General features: G+C 41.7%; 11 protein-coding genes. 7 read left to right on the top strand and 4 right to left on the bottom strand.

All coding sequences use genetic code 11. The annotated features are described in order from the left end of the window. The first annotated feature begins 11 nt into the window (after positions 1–11). Both F1E73_RS09790 and F1E73_RS09785 read left to right on the top strand, forming a co-directional pair. A complete protein-coding gene (locus F1E73_RS09790; RefSeq protein ID WP_150451802.1) occupies positions 12–4,349 on the top strand; it encodes a CusA/CzcA family heavy metal efflux RND transporter in 4,338 nt (1,445 codons plus the stop codon). Between the two features lie 10 nt (positions 4,350–4,359). Further along, on the top strand, positions 4,360–5,520 hold the full coding sequence (locus F1E73_RS09785; RefSeq protein WP_086477649.1) for an efflux RND transporter periplasmic adaptor subunit: 1,161 nt from the start codon (positions 4,360–4,362) through the stop codon (positions 5,518–5,520). Between the two features lie 128 nt (positions 5,521–5,648). On the opposite strand, the gene F1E73_RS09780 is transcribed toward F1E73_RS09785, so the two are convergent. The 4 genes from F1E73_RS09780 to F1E73_RS09765 form a co-directional block, all read right to left on the bottom strand. After that, on the bottom strand, positions 5,649–6,899 hold the full coding sequence (locus F1E73_RS09780) for an NAD(P)/FAD-dependent oxidoreductase (RefSeq protein ID WP_150451801.1): 1,251 nt from the start codon (positions 6,897–6,899) through the stop codon (positions 5,649–5,651). Between the two features lies 1 nt (position 6,900). Next, positions 6,901–7,908 carry a 4-hydroxyproline epimerase gene (locus F1E73_RS09775; protein ID WP_150451800.1) on the bottom strand — a complete coding sequence of 336 codons (1,008 nt, stop codon included), beginning with the start codon at positions 7,906–7,908 and terminating at the stop codon, positions 6,901–6,903. A 6-nt stretch (positions 7,909–7,914) separates the two neighbouring features. Beyond that, positions 7,915–9,498 carry an aldehyde dehydrogenase (NADP(+)) gene (locus F1E73_RS09770; protein ID WP_150451799.1) on the bottom strand — a complete coding sequence of 528 codons (1,584 nt, stop codon included), beginning with the start codon at positions 9,496–9,498 and terminating at the stop codon, positions 7,915–7,917. Positions 9,499–9,630: 132 nt separating this feature from the next. Then, positions 9,631–10,536, bottom strand: coding sequence for a dihydrodipicolinate synthase family protein (locus F1E73_RS09765; protein WP_086477653.1), 906 nt, complete (start codon positions 10,534–10,536; stop codon positions 9,631–9,633). A 296-nt stretch (positions 10,537–10,832) separates the two neighbouring features. Here F1E73_RS09765 and F1E73_RS09760 point away from each other — a divergent pair, with 296 nt between their 5' ends. From F1E73_RS09760 to F1E73_RS09740, 5 genes are all read left to right on the top strand, one after another. Then, positions 10,833–12,395, top strand: a complete 1,563-nt coding sequence (locus F1E73_RS09760) for a M28 family peptidase (RefSeq protein WP_150451798.1) — start codon at positions 10,833–10,835, stop codon at positions 12,393–12,395. Positions 12,396–12,724: 329 nt separating this feature from the next. Then, on the top strand, positions 12,725–14,134 hold the full coding sequence (leuC, locus tag F1E73_RS09755) for a 3-isopropylmalate dehydratase large subunit (protein WP_086477655.1): 1,410 nt from the start codon (positions 12,725–12,727) through the stop codon (positions 14,132–14,134). 69 nt (positions 14,135–14,203) lie between these two features. Beyond that, positions 14,204–14,800: a 3-isopropylmalate dehydratase small subunit gene (gene leuD, locus F1E73_RS09750; protein ID WP_086477656.1), complete on the top strand. Its 597-nt coding sequence runs from the start codon at positions 14,204–14,206 to the stop codon at positions 14,798–14,800. Between the two features lie 136 nt (positions 14,801–14,936). Then, positions 14,937–16,454 (top strand): alpha-isopropylmalate synthase regulatory domain-containing protein, encoded by a 1,518-nt coding sequence (locus F1E73_RS09745; protein ID WP_086477657.1) that lies wholly within the window; start codon positions 14,937–14,939, stop codon positions 16,452–16,454. Positions 16,455–16,508: 54 nt separating this feature from the next. Then, positions 16,509–17,173, top strand: a 665-nt coding sequence (locus tag F1E73_RS09740) for an isocitrate/isopropylmalate family dehydrogenase (protein WP_262714302.1), incomplete at its 3' end; no start/stop codon positions are given.

Here is a 17,173-nt window from a genome sequence, read left to right as displayed (position 1 = left end):
ATATATGAATTATGCTATCCAAAATTATTCAATTCAGTTTAAAGAATAAGTTACTTGTTCTTTTACTCACCTTATTTATTATCGGTTTTGGACTCTATTCCATTACCCAGATTCCTATTGGTGCCGTCCCAGACATTACCAATAACCAAGTACAGGTAATCACAACCTCTAAAAATTTATCCACCCAAGATATGGAACAGTTTATTACCTATCCGGTGGAGTTGGAAATGGCCAATTTACCCGGAGTGGTAGAAATACGGTCAATCTCTAGATTTGGACTTTCGGTAGTCACCATCGTTTTTGAGGAAAAAATGGGCACTTATTTGCCCCGGCAGCTAATCTCCGAAAAGCTACTATCCGCTTCCGAAAAAATCCCCGAAGGCTTTGGCACCCCGGAAATGGGCCCCATTACCACCGGTTTGGGTGAAATATATCAGTATATCTTGGATACTAAACCAGGATATAAGGACAAATACTCTCTAATGGAACTTAGAACCATTCAAGATTGGGTGGTAAAAAGACAGCTTTCTGGAATACCCGGTGTTGTGGAAGTGAATACCTGGGGTGGTCATCTAAAACAATATGAAGTGGCCATCAACACCAATAAGTTGCATGCCATGAATATTTCCATTGGCGATATTTTTACGGCCTTGGAAAAGAACAACAGCGTTTCTGGGGGTGGGTATATAGAGAAAGTTAATCAGTCTTATTTTATACGTGGCGAAGGACTTATCTCCTCTTTAGAAGACATAAGAAATATCGCAATTAAAACCACCAATTCTCTTCCAATTTATATTAAGGATGTTGCTGAAGTTGGTTTTGGTAGCGCCACACGCTTTGGAGCCATCACCGGGAACGGCGAGGGCGAAAAGGTATTGGGGCAGATTATGATGCTAAAAGATGCCGATTCCAAAAAAGTGATCGATGCAGTTCACGAACGAATTAATATAATTTCGGAATCCTTGCCAGAAGGCGTCTATATCAACGGTTTTTTGGATAGGAGCGAACTTATTGAGAAAACCACCTATACGATTTCTGAAAACCTCATCTTGGGGTGTTTAATCGTAATTTTTGTGGTGGTTATATTGTTGGGTAATCTCCGCTCTGGATTGGTAGTAGCATCCGTGATTCCCCTTTGTTTATTGTTTGCACTTTCCATGATGTACCTATTTAATGTAGATGCCAACCTTATGAGCTTAGGTGCAATAGATTTTGGGATAATCATAGACGGGGCGGTGATCATTGTGGAATACATCGCCTATCAAATGACCACAAATAGACACGAGCTGACTACTATTGCCCTAGGTAAAAGACAGGAATTAAGAAACAAGATCACCTTTCAAGGTGCTTCTAAAATGATGAATTCGGCCATATTTGGACAATTGATTATTCTTATTGTCTTTATTCCCATTCTATCGCTTAGTGGCGTAGAAGGTAAAATGTTTAAACCCATGGCACTTACTTTTAGTTTTGCTTTGCTGGGTGCCATGTTACTATGCTTTACCTATGTGCCGGTAGCTGCCTCCTTATGGATTAAGCCCTCCGACACCTCTCCTAAAAATATATCCGTAAGGTTAATGGCATTACTAAACAGGGCCTACGATCCGGTCATTAAATGGGCTTTACATCAGAAAAAGGTGGTATTGGGAATTTCTGCACTACTCCTGGCAGCTTCCATTTACCTATTCACCACCATGGGAGGCGAATTTGTCCCTACCTTGGATGAAGGCGACTTTGTAATTCAACCTGTATTAAAAACGGGAACCTCCTTAAGTAAAACTGTTGAGATTACTACAAAAATAGAACAGATACTATTGGAGAATTTTCCAGAAGTAAATCAGGTGATTACCAGAATTGGCGCCGCAGAAGTCCCAACAGACCCCATGTCTATGGAAGAAAGTGATGTCATTATTACCCTTAATCCCAAAAAAGAATGGGTTTCTGCCGAAACTAAGGATGAATTGGCCGATAAATTTAAGGAAGCATTATCCGTAATCCCCGGGATGGAAGTAGAATTTACCCAGCCTATCGAAATGCGATTTAACGAATTAATCACCGGTGTACGTGCCGATATCGCCATAAAGATATTTGGGGAGGATTTAAGCATTCTACAAAGCAAGGGGAATGAAATAAAAAACCTGATTCAAAATGTAGAGGGTGCCGCGGATATCATCGTTGAAAAAGTGGAGGGACTACCACAAATGAACGTGAAATTTGATCGGCCCAAAATCGCCAGATATGGTCTTAATATTGCAGACCTCAACCAGATCATATCTATGGGATTCGCTGGGACAAGTCTAGGAAGTGTTTTTGAGGGTGAAAAGCGATTCGATCTAACACTCAGATTGGATAAAACAAGCAGAAAGGACATCTCTAATCTTAAAAATCTTTACGTAGATACCCCCACCGGCCAAAAAATTCCCTTGAGTGAACTTGCCACTATTACGTATACCCAAGGAGCAGCTCAAATATCTAGGGACGATACCAAACGAAGGATTGTAGTGGGTGTAAATGTACGGAACCGGGATCTGCAATCTGTAGTAGACGATGTGCAAGACCTTATAGATGCCAATATAAAGTTGCCCGTAGGGTATACCATAGATTATGGAGGGCAATTTGAAAATCTACAGAGTGCCAAAAACCGATTATTAATAGCGGTTCCAGTGGCCTTATTCCTCATTTTTATATTGCTCTATTTTGCTTTTAAATCGGTAAAAGACGCACTGTTAATCTATTCGGCAATTCCATTATCGGCCGTTGGAGGTATTTTTCTTCTATGGATTAGGGATATGCCTTTTAGCATCTCTGCAGGGGTTGGCTTTATAGCACTTTTTGGAATCGCCGTGTTAAACGGAATTGTACTAATAGAACATTTCAAGGAATTAAAACAGCAAGGTATGGAATATTCGGACCAACTTATTATACAAGGATCTAAGGATAGGTTGCGGGCAGTATTGCTTACTGCCTCTGCAGCAGCATTGGGATTCTTACCAATGGCCATCTCCACAAATGTTGGAGCAGAAGTACAACGACCCTTGGCCACGGTAGTCATTGGCGGACTAATTAGTGCTACCCTATTAACGCTTGTAGTTCTTCCTATCTTATACTCCCTATTTCACAGAAAGGATAAGCATGACGCAAATAATAGAAAAACCAACATTAAACTTCCTAGCACCCTATTGCTACTATTGATTAGCACTGGATTTATACACGCACAGGAACAGGGATTAAGCTATGAGGATATACACGCACTAGCGCTTAAGAATAATGCCAGTCTTAAAGCAGCAGATCTAAGGACACAAGAGTCTAAGGCCTTGATAGGTAGCGCCTTTAATTTTGACAAAACAGAAGTGTACTACCACTACGATCAAAATAATATGGCTTTTAATAACAAGCCCTTAAAAGTATTCGGCATTCAACAAAATTTCATGTTTCCCACGGTGTACTTTGCCGAAAAAGGCGTAAACAAGGCCCATTATAGAATAGAAAATAGTGCGTATGATATAAAACGGCTTCTTTTGCAACAAGAGGTAGCCGCTGCCTACCACGAGCTCCAATACGCCAGACAAAAAGAAAAAGTCTATAGTGAGCTAAACGCTATTTATGAACGGTTTTCACATGCCGCCCAACGTAAATTTGAACTTGGCGAGAGCAACTACCTGGAAAAAATAACCGCTCAGGCCAAACAAAAAGAACTACAGGCCCTATTTAAAAAAGCTGTTGAAGATTCTAAAATAGCCCTGTACGAACTGTCTAATATGGTGCAAGCAGACACCCTGTTTTCTGTAAGGAGCACGCCTATGGAGAAATTAAAATTACAGCCTTCCCCAATAGAAGATAATGCAGGAATACGGTTTTTTGAAAATAGAAATAAACTATTTCGTGCCAAGCGCAATCTAGAACAACAGCATTTGTTACCCGATTTAAGTATTAACTATTTTCAGGGTACCAATGCCACCTTGGGGGAAAACCTCTATGGCTTTCAGGTAGGGGTAAAAATCCCTTTGTTCTTTAATGGTAATGCCTCCAAAATTAAGGCGTCTAAAATAGCCAAAGAGGTGGCAAGCACAGAAATGGAAGATTACACCATACGTCTCAGGGCGAAATATGAAACCCTAATGGGCCAATTAAACAAATACAGCGAAGTACTTTCCTATTATGAGACCGAAGGGCAAGGACTTGCAGATGAAATTATTAAAACAGCGACCTTGAGTTATCAAAGTGGGGAAATAGATTTTTTTCAATACATCCAAAGTATGGAAAATGGGTATCAGATTAATCTCAGTTACCTAGAGAACCTCAATGCCTACAATCAGACCATCATCGCCATTAATTACCTAAACCTATAAAAAAACTACTATGTTAAGTGTACCATATAAACTTATTGCCACTTCCCTGCTGCTTATCCTTACGGCATGTGGAAACAAGAACAACAAAAATAATCTCCCTACCCCTGAAGAAGCTGAGGCCCAGGCCGAGACCTCCATTAGGGTAACCAAAGCACAGTTTGAAGGAGAGAATATGCTATTGGGAAGTTTGGTTGAAAAAGAATTTCCGAAGCTGGTAGAAGTTAGGGGAAGCATAGACGTGCCGCCTCAAAACATGGCTATTATAAGCGCTTTTATAGGGGGTTATATAAAAGAAACTCCCTTATTGGTTGGCGATAAAGTAAAAAAAGGAGAACCCTTGCTGAGCTTGGAAAATCCGATGTTTATTGAATTACAGCAAGAATACATGGAATCTGTAGAGCAGCTTGTCTACCTTAAATCGGAATTTGAGAGGCAACAATCCCTCTTAAAGGAAAAGATCACCTCCCAAAAGAATTTTTTAAGGGCAGAAAGCGAGTACAAGCGAAATTTAGCATTATACAAGGGCCTGCGGAAAAAGCTGCAAATGCTGAACATTTCACCCGATAAGGTAGAAAATGGAAATATAGTCTCCCAAGTAACCATCTTTGCCCCTATAGCAGGGAACATAACCGAGGTGAATGTTAGTCCAGGACAATATGTTGCGCCTTCCGATGAAATTATGGAGATAATAAATACCGATCATATTCATTTAGAATTATCGGTATTTGAAAAGGACATCATGGAAATTAAAAAGGGGCAAAACATACAATTTAAGATTCCCGAAGCCTCTAATCAAATATACAACGCAGAGGTATACCTGGTAGGTACTTCCATTGATATGGAAAATAGGACGGTTAGGGTCCATGGACATCTACCCGAAGGAGAAAGCCACTCTTTTGCTGTTGGTATGTTTGTAGAGGCAGGTATCATAACAAACAGTAAGCAACTTAAAGGAATATTGAACGATGGTATTATATCCGTTGCTAACGATCATTATGTTTTGGTCTTGGTGGCCGAAGACCAGGAAGGCTATACTTTTGAGGCCAAAGAGGTTGCCATAGGTGATAGTTATAATGGGTTTACTGCCATAACCAATTGGGGCGATGTAAAGGATAGTGATAGGCTACTTGTGAAGGGCGGCTTTAATTTAATCGGGGAAATTGGGGAATGACCATTAATTCCGCCTAAACTGATTAGACAACATATAAACCCATATAGAAAATAATTTCATAACGGATAAAAATGACAAGGGTGGTTTACCTTTTCCCTTAAAGCTGTTCTGCTTACCGCCCTTAAGCCTTAAAACTTCCGATCTGGGGAGAAACCACTAATATCCATACCTGTCTTTTTATCCGAGATGATTTCCGATACCAATTTTCCGGTGGCCGGCCCTAGGCTCCACCCCATCATGGCATGCCCGGTGGCAAAGGTTAGATTATCTATATGTTTAGATCTCCCAATATAGGGCAGTCCGTCCGGGGATATAGGCCGTAGCCCACTCTCGGCAGCTTCCTTTTCTTCTTGATTGATCTTAATATCGGGGTAATACCTAGAAGTGGCATCGGCGATGGCTGCTACCCGCTCTTTTCTAATCACTGAGTTGATCCCAGAAAACTCCATAGTTCCCGCAAACCTAGTGTAATTGGTCATAGGGGTAACCGCCACCTTAGACTCCATAAGAATAGCCGGGATGGTAATTCCGGTAGGTCTGTGCACATTGATCCTATACCCTTTCCCTGCCTGTAAGGGCAGTTTAATATTTAATTTTTTAGAAAGATTTTCACTCCATGTTCCAGAGGCCAGCACCACCTCATCTACCGCATAGGTATCCTTATCGGTAATTACCTGGTCTATTTTTCCGTTGGCAAACTGGAAATTTATCACCTCCTCATGGGGTTTTATTTGCACGCCCACCTCCTTTAAGTGAGCAATCATTTTCTCCATAAATTCCGTAGGCGTGGTATGTCCGTCACATTCGTAGTGTATAGCCCCCTTTACATCCATGGTTACATTAGGTTGCAGCGCATCTAACCCTTGCTTATCCAAAAACTGTACTTCCAATCCTAGGGAAGCGGCTTTATTGGCCACTTGCATTTCATGATCGCCTTCCTTGTCTGTTTTATAAAGCATTAAAAGGCCTTTTCTCTCCAACTGGAAATCCCCTAAATCGCCCGAATTTTTTATATCCGTAAAAAGCTCCCTACTCATTATGTTGATTTCTTTGATCCAGGGACCGGCCACTTCCACTTTTTCCTTGGTAGAAGAACGATGAAAATACCAAGACCACTTAATAAAGTCTTTATCCCAACGCGGCTTCATATAAAAGGGACTGGTAGGATTAAACATCCATTTAATCCCTTTAGAGATCATCCCTGGGGAAGCCAAGGGAATGATATGACTGGGGGTGATATAACCTGCATTTACATGGGATGCTCCAGATTTCATGTCCGACTTATCCAAAACGGTAACCTGATGCCCCTCTTTTTGCAGAAAATACGCTGAACAGAGTCCGGCAATACCTCCACCAACGATCAATACATTTTTTTCCATATTACAAAACTTGAAATCCATGGGCATAAGGATCCTCATCATCAATTATGATGGAATTATATCCATATACTTTTGCCCACCCTTTAATACTAGGGGTAATTGCTTTTATTCCGTTTATAGAGGTTTCTTCCTCTATAATCCCCGTAAATTGAGACCCAATATAACTCTCATGGACAAAAGGTTCGCCCAACTTTAATTTTCCTTTGGCATGCCATTGCGCCATCCTTGCCGATGTACCAGTACCACAGGGAGATCTATCAATTGCCTTATCGCCATAAAACACCGCGTTCCTAGCAGTAGCCGAGGCACTTAAGGTTTTACCTGTCCATTGAATATGGCTTAGTCCCCTTATGGTATCGTTTTCTGGATGAACAAATTTATCTGGGTATTTTAGATTGATTTTTTTCCGTATTTCTTGACTATAGCCAATTAATTGGGCTGCTGAATACTCCTGAATACCTTGAAAGTTTTTTTGGGGATCTACAATTGCATAAAAGTTGCCCCCATAGGCTACATCAAAAACCAATTCTCCCAATCCCGAGCAATCTATAGTAAGTTCGGAAGCAGCTAGATAGGATTTTACATTGGTCAACTGTACCCAATCTACCTTTGTTCCTGTTTGTTGGTACCTGATCTTTACCAATCCTGCCGGAGTTTCCAATTTGATGGTTCCTGGCGTTTTGGGCGATAATAAGCCTTCCTCTATCCCTATAGTAATAGAACCAATAGTACCATGGCCACACATGGGCAGGCATCCACTAGTCTCCAAAAAAAGGATGCCACAATCGTTCTCGGGATCTTGTGGGGGATAAAATATACTCCCGCTCATCATGTCGTGCCCCCTGGGCTCAAACATAAGTCCTTTCCTTATCCAATCGTATTCCCGTAAAAAATGTTGCCGTTTTTCACTCATGGAATTCCCATGAAGCTGCGGACCGCCACCTGCCACAACCCTAACTGGGTTTCCACAGGTATGCGCATCAACACAAAAGAATGTTTTTCGTGCCATTAAACCTTAGATATTACGATCCGTATTTTCTCCATTTACCAGCCTCATAATCCCTAACACATTGTTATTTTGCAATGCCTGGGGCAATAGATCCTCTGGCCAGCTTTGGAAAGATACCGGTCTCACCCATCGTTTTATGGCCGAGGTCCCTACCGAAGTAAATCGGCTATCCGTGGAAGCGGGAAAGGGTCCACCGTGCATCATAGACGGGCAGACCTCTACCCCTGTTGGGACTCCATTGAATATAATACGCCCTACCCGCTGCATCAAAGCATTGGGCAGCTCTGGGAAATTTTTTAATTCTTCTTCCGTACCCAAGATGGTTCCAGTAAGTTGCCCTTCTAACGCACCAATAACTTGGAGCAATTCCTCTTGGTCCGTACAGCTTACCACTATAGAGAATGGACCAAAGACCTCCCGGTGAAGGATAGGATTTTCTAGAAATGTGCTTGCTTCTACGGTAACTACACTTTGGGCCGCATAATTAGGGGGAGTATCCCCTTTAAAATCGGCAATTTGCTTCGTATTGGCCTGGGAAGATAATTCCTGTTTCCCTTCTAGGTAGCCTTCATAAATATTGGGATGAAGCATACACGCGGGCTCAATTTTTTCTATTTCCTTGGATAGCTTGTTTACAAAATTGGAAAATTCCGTTCCTTTCATCCCCAGTATCAACCCAGGGTTGGTACAAAATTGTCCTGCTCCCAAAGTAATGGAGTTTGCGTATTGGGCAGACCAATAAGCTCCCTTTTCTTCCAAGGCTTTCGGCAAGGCCACTACGGGGTTGATACTACCCATCTCGGCAAAAACAGGAATGGGTTCCTTTCGCTGATTAGCTAGGCGATATAGTGCCATGCCCCCATTGATACTTCCTGTAAAGCCAACACCTTTAATTTTAGGGTGCATGGTTAATAGTTGGCCCACGGTAACATCACTACTATTTAGATTGGAAAAAACACCATCTGGCATATTCGTGGCCTTTGCGGCCTTAATGATGGCAGATGCCACCAGTTCTCCGGTACCAGCATGCATAGGGTGACTCTTAACAATTACCGGGCAACCTGCTGCTAAGGCACTGGCGGTATCTCCACCTGCCGTGGAAAATGCCAATGGAAAGTTACTAGATCCAAAGACCGCAATTGGCCCTATGGGCATCAACATGCTACGCAGATCTACCTTGGGAAGCGGTTCCCTTTTTGGCAAGGCCGTATCGATGGTTGCCTCTACCCAGGAACCTTCCATTAACAAGGTGGCAAACGCCCTTAATTGGCCCATGGTTCTACCGCGCTCCCCCCTAGCCCTGCCTTCCGGCAATCCAGACTCTTGCGTATACACGGTAATCAATTCCTCTCCCAAGGCCTCTATTTCATCGGCAATGGTATTTAAAAAACTGGCCCGTTGGCTGTGTGAAAGTTTACTATAAGAATTGAAGGCCTTAGATGCTTTTTCAACTGCAGCCTCAATTTCTTCATGGTTGGCTTCATAAAAAGTCCATTCCGTGGGAATATTGAGTTTAGGGTTAAACGTGTGATAGGTTTTATCACCTTTCCCTGACTGCGCTTCCCCTATATAGTTCTTTCCTGTAATCATTTTTTAATTGCTGTTTAATTAACCAACTGCTACCAAGTAGATTTTCTAGCACTAATGTAACATTTTAACCTAGCTTATAAAAGGCAGTGTTAAATTATGATACTAGAAGTCTATGACCCCAAAAGAGTATTCTTATAATTGTGGAAGTGTAGGCCTATTTTTAACCCCATCCTCGATAATTTTCAATACCCGTTTCCTCTCGTCCCCGGATAGTGGCAGTCTGGGGGCACGGACTATTTCCGTTCCCAATCCCGTAGCCACCTCTGCCAATTTAATATTTTGAACAAGTTGTGGGGTAATATCCAACTCCAACAAGGGCAAAAACCATCGGTAAATGGCAAGGGCTTCCTCAATTCTTCCGGCTTTTGCTAATTTATAAATAGCTACTGTCTCTGCGGGAAAAGCACACACCAAACCGGCAACCCAACCATCGGCCCCCATAAGTATACTCTCTAAACCTAAGGTGTCTACTCCAGTAAGCACCTTTAATCGGTCTCCAAAACGATTTTTTATTCGGGTTATATTTGAAATATCGCGCGTAGATTCTTTAACGGCTTGAATATTGGGGATAGTCAGTAATTCTTCAAACATATCCAAAGTAACCTCAATACCATAATCCACGGGATTATTATATACCATAATGGGCAGGTCCGTACTTTTGGCAATCGCCTTATAATAGGTAACGGTTTCCAAATCGTTTGCTTTATAGCGCATGGGTGGGAGCACCATTAATCCACTAGCCCCATATTTCTCTGCTTTATGTGCAGCTTCAATGGCGCCTTTGGTTGTTTGTTCTGCAATATTGATTATAACCGGCACCTTACCGCTTACCATCCTTACAGTTTCCAGAACCAATGTTTTCTTTTCCTCATCCAAAAGGGTACTGGCTTCGCCAAGGGTACCTCCCAGAATTATTCCGTTAACGCCCGCTTTTAGCTGCGCCTGGATATTTAGCTCGAACATTTTTAAATCCAAGCTGTCCTCCTCTGTAAACTTGGTAGTCACTGCGGGCATTACCCCTTCCCATTTTATTTCCATAAGTTAAAGTTTAATTGGTCCTTAAATGTAATTCATTCAATATCAACAACACAAGAGTTTTTTAGAGAAATAGAAGGGGAGATAACCCAATACTAATCGCAGTAGCCCCTGCACGGTATGTAACAGGATCCCTCTGATACCCATTTAGTATTTTAGGGTACCTAGTTACCCCCCTTTTACCGTAAACGATCTATAAGGCATAATCCTTTCCAGTTTTCTAATAATACTACATAAGTATCCCTTTTATTTTACCTATTTTTGACAAATTCAGAATCTATTAATATTAATATCACACAATGAAAAGAATTTTGTTTGTTGCGCTAGGACTCACCATGGCGTGCAATTCATCGCAAAAGACCGTTTCCAAGCAAGCGGTAGAACCGTTGGAAAACGTGGACCCCTTTAGCTATGCGGAGACCATTACGGAATCGGAATTAAAAGAGCATCTCTACATTTATGCTTCAGACGAGTTTGAAGGAAGAGATACCGGAACACCTGGACAAAAGAAAGCGGTAGAATATATAAAGGCTGAATATGTTAAAATGGGAATTCCTGCAGCCAAGGAAGATGGAAACTATTATCAAGACGTGCCCTTAACCATTAACAAGTTACCTACAGGAGGTATTTCTATTAATGGAAAGGAATATGCGAATGGAGAAGGTATCCTTAGCTTTACACAAGCAATGGGTAATTATGACCAGATTGTATATGTAGACCATGGAATAGAGGATGAAAACTACTCGGATTATACTGGATTGGACGTTGCAGGTAAAATTGTTTTGATGAAGGCAGGGGAACCTGTTGATGCACAAGGCAACTACCTTGTTTCCGGGACTACCGAGAAATCTGTATGGAGCAATATGTCCGAGTCCATTGGTAAGCGAATGGAGTTGGCACAAGACAAAGGTGCCTTGGGTGTAATTTACTTTGACACGGACAACTACGGCCGCTTTAAGAATAGGTATAACCATATGAAAGCTAATGATAGCGGCCGTATGGGTCTTAAGGCAGACAACAATGAGAATTTCTTTTACTTATTGGTAGACAGCTCTATAGCTAATGCCTTATTGCCAAATATTCTAGAGGAAAATTCCTCCAAGACCATTGCCACCCAATTGGTTTTAAATATTGAGAGCAGCAATGAGGATGTACAATCTGAAAATGTGGTAGCAATCATCGAAGGATCGGAGAAGCCGAACGAATACATTGTTATCTCTTCCCACTTAGACCACGTAGGTGTTAACAAGGAAGGGGAAATTTTTAACGGGGCAGACGATGATGGTTCTGGAACGGTTGGTATGATAGAAATAGCACAGGCTTTTAAAGCGGCTGCAGATGCTGGCCACGGTCCTAAGAGATCCATTGTATTTTTACACGTTACCGCAGAAGAAAAAGGATTGTTGGGATCTAGATATTATACAGACCACGACCCAATATTTCCATTGTCTGAAACCGTAGCAAACTTAAATATTGATATGATAGGTAGAATAGACCCTAAAAGAACAGGGGATAGAAATTACATCTATCTAATTGGAGCCGATAAGTTAAGTACTGAACTTCATGATATTTCCGAGGCGGTAAACCAAAAGTATATGAATATTGAGCTAGATTACACCTATAATGATGACAACGATCCCAATCGTTTCTACTATAGAAGTGACCACTACAATTTTGCTAAGCACAATATTCCAATTATATTTTATTTCAACGGAACCCATGACGACTATCACAGACCAGGGGATACTCCAGACAAAATTAACTACGATCTATTGGAAAACAGAACCAGGTTGGTATTCCTTACCGCTTGGGAGTTAGCCAATAGGGATGCTAGAATTGTGGTAGACAAGGCAGCTAAATAAAGGATAGTTTTTTAAGTTGATTTTTCAAGAAATATCAACTACCAACGGGGAACAAAAAATATTTTTTGTTCCCCGTTTTTAATTAGACACCGATGTTCATCAACTAGTGATAGGCACAACCATTACTTCCTAAGGTACAGGATTGGCGGTATTTCCAGAGCGAACTAATTCAACTTTTGCTCCCCTACAGCCCCAATTACCACGTTGAACATCGTAATTCTCGCCAACTTAATTTCAAGATTTTATAAGATAGTCTTAATTTAGCTTGATTGTATTTGAGAGCGATTACCTCTTGCTAATAAAAAATAAGTAGTATATAAAACACGAAAATGAAGAAAACGTTATTCGATAAGGTTTGGGATTCCCATGTTGTACACACCATTGAAAATGGTCCGGATGTACTTTTTATAGATCGCCACATGATTCATGAAGTTACTAGTCCAGTAGCTTTTCGTGGCCTAAAAAGCAGGAACATCCCAGTGATGTATCCCGAAAAAACCTTTGCTACCGCAGACCACAACACCCCAACCATCAATCAACATTTACCTGTACAAGATCCTCTTTCTGCCAATCAGTTGAAGGCTTTGGAGGAAAACTCGGCAGAACACAATATCTCCTATTGGGGATTGGGACACGAAAAGAACGGAATTGTTCACGTAGTAGGTCCCGAATATGGAATTACCCAGCCTGGAGCCACTATAGTTTGTGGGGACTCGCACACTTCTACCCACGGAGCCTTTGGTGCCATTGCCTTTGGGATAGGCACTTCTGAAGTAGAGATGGTATTGGCCACTCAATGTATTATGCAACAAAAGCCAAAATCCATGAGAATTAATGTACATGGATCGCTAAACTTTGGGGTTACCCCAAAAGATGTTGCACTCTATATAATTTCTAAACTTACTACTTCTGGTGCTACTGGATATTTTGTTGAATATGCAGGTGAGGTGTTCCGCAATATGAGTATGGAAGGTAGGATGACCGTTTGTAACCTAAGTATAGAAATGGGTGCCCGTGGTGGAATGATTGCCCCGGATGAGAAAACCTTTGAATATATTAAAGGAAGAGAATTTACCCCTGTTGGAGCTGCTTGGGATAAAGCAATGGCCTACTGGAGTACCTTAGAATCTGATGAAGGAGCCCAATTTGATCAAGAAATAACCTTTGATGCCTCGGACATAGAACCCATGATCACCTTTGGTACCAACCCTGGAATGGGAATGGCAATATCTAAGGACATCCCAATGGCCGAAGATGTTGAGGGCGCTGTAGACACCTTCAGAAAATCCTTGGATTATATGGACTTCAAGGAAGGGGAAAATATGATTGGAAAACCAATCGATTTTGTTTTCCTAGGAAGTTGTACCAACGGGCGTATTGAAGACTTTCGGGCTTTCGCCTCTATTGTAAAAGGAAAGAAAAAAGCAGATAACGTTACGGCATGGTTAGTACCAGGCTCACATAAGGTGGTTAATGCCATAAAAGAGGAAGGCATCCTTGAAGTATTGCAAGAAGCTGGATTTGCTTTGCGCGAACCAGGTTGTTCTGCTTGTTTGGCCATGAACGATGATAAGATACCTGCAGGAAAATACGCGGTAAGTACCTCTAACAGAAACTTTGAAGGTAGACAAGGTCCTGGGGCTAGAACCCTATTGGCTAGTCCGTTAGTGGCAGCAGCAGCGGCAATTACCGGAAAAGTTACCGATCCAAGGGTGTTGATGGAAGAATTGGCCCACTAAATCCTAAGAACAAGAAATAAAATACAATTCGCACTAAGCGCATAGCGCTAAGCAAAAAAAGTAATAATAATGGCATACGATAAATTTGACGTTTTAAAATCAACCGGAGTTCCACTTCCTATAGAAAATGTGGATACGGACCAGATCATTCCAGCACGTTTTCTTAAGGCCACCGAAAGGAAAGGTTTTGGAGATAATCTATTTCGCGATTGGAGATACCATCCAGACAATACTCCTAAAAAGGATTTTGTTTTAAACAACCCCATCTATGGTGGTAAAATATTGGTTGGAGGAAAGAATTTTGGTTCTGGATCTTCCCGTGAGCATGCGGCATGGGCGGTTTACGACTATGGATTTAGATGTGTAGTCTCTAGCTTCTTTGCAGATATTTTTAGAAACAACTGTCTTAACATCGGAGTGCTTCCAGTACAGGTTAGTCCAGAATTCCTTCATAAGATTTTCACGGCGATTGAGGCAGATCCCAAGACAGAGATTGTGGTAAGTCTACCAGAGCAAACCATTACCTTAACCGCTACCGGTGAAAAGGAAAGCTTTGACATCAACGACTATAAAAAGCAGAACATGCTAAATGGTTTTGACGATATCGACTATCTATTAAATATCAAGGAAGATATTCGTGAGTTTGCAGAAAAAGCTCCCTTATAATATTTTTTACTAAAAAGTTGATTTTACAATTACCCACTTTACTACACCCATTATCTGCACTCCCACGTATGAGAGTTGCAGATAAGGGTTATGTGGCTAAATGGGTAATAGGCATACCTACACTAGTTCCGCTTAAATGAAAAAAAGAAAAATTGAAATAATGGATACCACCCTACGTGATGGCGAGCAAACGTCGGGGGTATCCTTTTCAGCATCCGAGAAGCTTACCTTGGCAAAACTCTTGCTAGAAGAGCTGAAAGTAGATAGGATTGAAGTAGCGTCGGCCAGAGTTTCCGATGGGGAGCTTTCTGCCGTACAACAGATTACGGAATGGGCAGCGGAGGTTGGACATTTAGATCGCATAGAGGTGCTAACCTTTGTAGATAAAGGCGTTTCTTTGGAATGGATGAAAAAAGCCGGTGCAAAAGTTCAAAATCTATTGACCAAAGGGTCTATGAACCACCTGACCCATCAACTGAAGAAAACCCCGGAACAACACTTCAAAGAAATTGAAGCTACCCTAGCTGCTGCGCAGCAGGAAGGCATCAACAGCAATGTTTATTTGGAGGACTGGAGCAATGGGATGAAAGACTCCAAAGCCTACGTCTTTGAGTTTTTGGATTTTCTATCCACTCAGCCCGTAAAAAGAATATTGCTTCCAGACACCTTGGGGGTTCTTACCCATCATGAGACCAAGGAGTTTATCTCGGAAATTGTAGCGGCTTATCCGGATTTGCATTTCGATTTTCACGGACATAACGATTACGACCTAAGTGTTTCCAATGTTATGGAGGCTGTAAAGGCCGGTTGTCATGGGCTTCACCTTACCGTAAATGGTATGGGAGAACGAGCTGGAAATGCTCCTATGGCCAGTGTAATTGCCGTAATCAACGATTTCTTGCCAGAGGTATCCGTTGGCGTAAACGAAACATCCTTACACAAAGTAAGTAAGGTGGTATCTGCGTTTACCGGATTTGGTATCCCGGCCAATAAACCAATTGTAGGTGACAACGTATTTACTCAAACTGCCGGCATCCATGCCGACGGGGATAGTAAAAAGAATTTATATTTTAATGACCTAATGCCAGAACGCTTCGGGAGAAAGCGAAAGTATGCCTTGGGAAAAACCTCTGGTAAAGCCAATATCCAAAAGAATTTACAGGAATTGGGACTAACCCTAAACGATGAGGAACTCCAAAAGGTTACGGCAAGGATCATTGAATTGGGAGATAGAAAAGAAAAGGTCACCAAGGACGACCTTCCCTTTATCATTTCCGATGTACTGGATAGCAACGCCTATCAACAAAAGGTTTTTATAAAGTCGTACGTACTTACCCATTCCAAGGGCCTAATGCCCTCCACTTCCCTCGCCATCGAGATTAATGGCGAGTTAATTGAGGCCCATGCCCAAGGAGACGGACAGTATGATGCTTTTATGAATGCCCTTAAAAAGGTATATGCCAGCAAAAAACTAAAATTACCCAACTTGGTAGATTACGCGGTACGGATTCCCCCAGGGAGTAGTTCGGATGCACTGTGTGAAACTATCATTACTTGGGATAGGGATGGAAAGGAATTCACTTCCAGAGGGTTGGATTCTGACCAGACCGTATCGGCGATTAAAGCCACCGAAAAAATGTTGAATATAATTTAGGGCCTAGGAAATTAGTTTTCGGCCTTAATAAAATCATAAACCAAAACACATAAAATGAAATTAAACATTGCCCTTTTAGCAGGAGATGGAATAGGACCTGAGGTTATAGATCAGGCGGTAAAAGTATCCAATGCGATCGCAAAAAAATACAATCACGAAATCACATGGACTCCTGCCCTAACTGGTGCAGCGGCAATAGATGCCGTAGGAGAGCCCTACCCGGATGAGACACATGCCATTTGTGAAGCTGCCGATGCCGTGTTATTTGGAGCTATTGGAGACCCCAAGTACGACAACGACCCGTCTGCTAAGGTAAGACCAGAGCAAGGATTGCTTAAAATGAGACAAAAGCTAGGCTTATTTGCCAATGTAAGACCCACCTTTACCTTTCCTTCCCTTATTGATAAATCTCCTCTAAAGCGAGAGCGAATAGAAGGGACAGACCTTATTATTTTAAGAGAACTTACAGGAGGTATTTATTTTGGAAAAAGAGGTAGGGAAGATAATGACAATACTGCCTATGACACTTGTACCTATTCTCGTGAGGAAGTACAGCGTTTGGCCAAAAAGGGATTTGAATTAGCTATGACCCGCTCCAAAAAATTATGTTGTGTAGACAAAGCCAATGTTTTGGAAACTTCCAGACTATGGCGCGAAACCGTACAAGCCATGGAAAAGGACTATCCAGAAGTAACCGTTACCTACGAATTTGTGGATGC

This window comes from Arenibacter lacus (assembly GCF_008711145.1).
Classification (GTDB): Bacteria; Bacteroidota; Bacteroidia; order Flavobacteriales; family Flavobacteriaceae; genus Arenibacter; species Arenibacter amylolyticus.
This window is presented reverse-complemented; position numbering and strand designations above follow the sequence as displayed.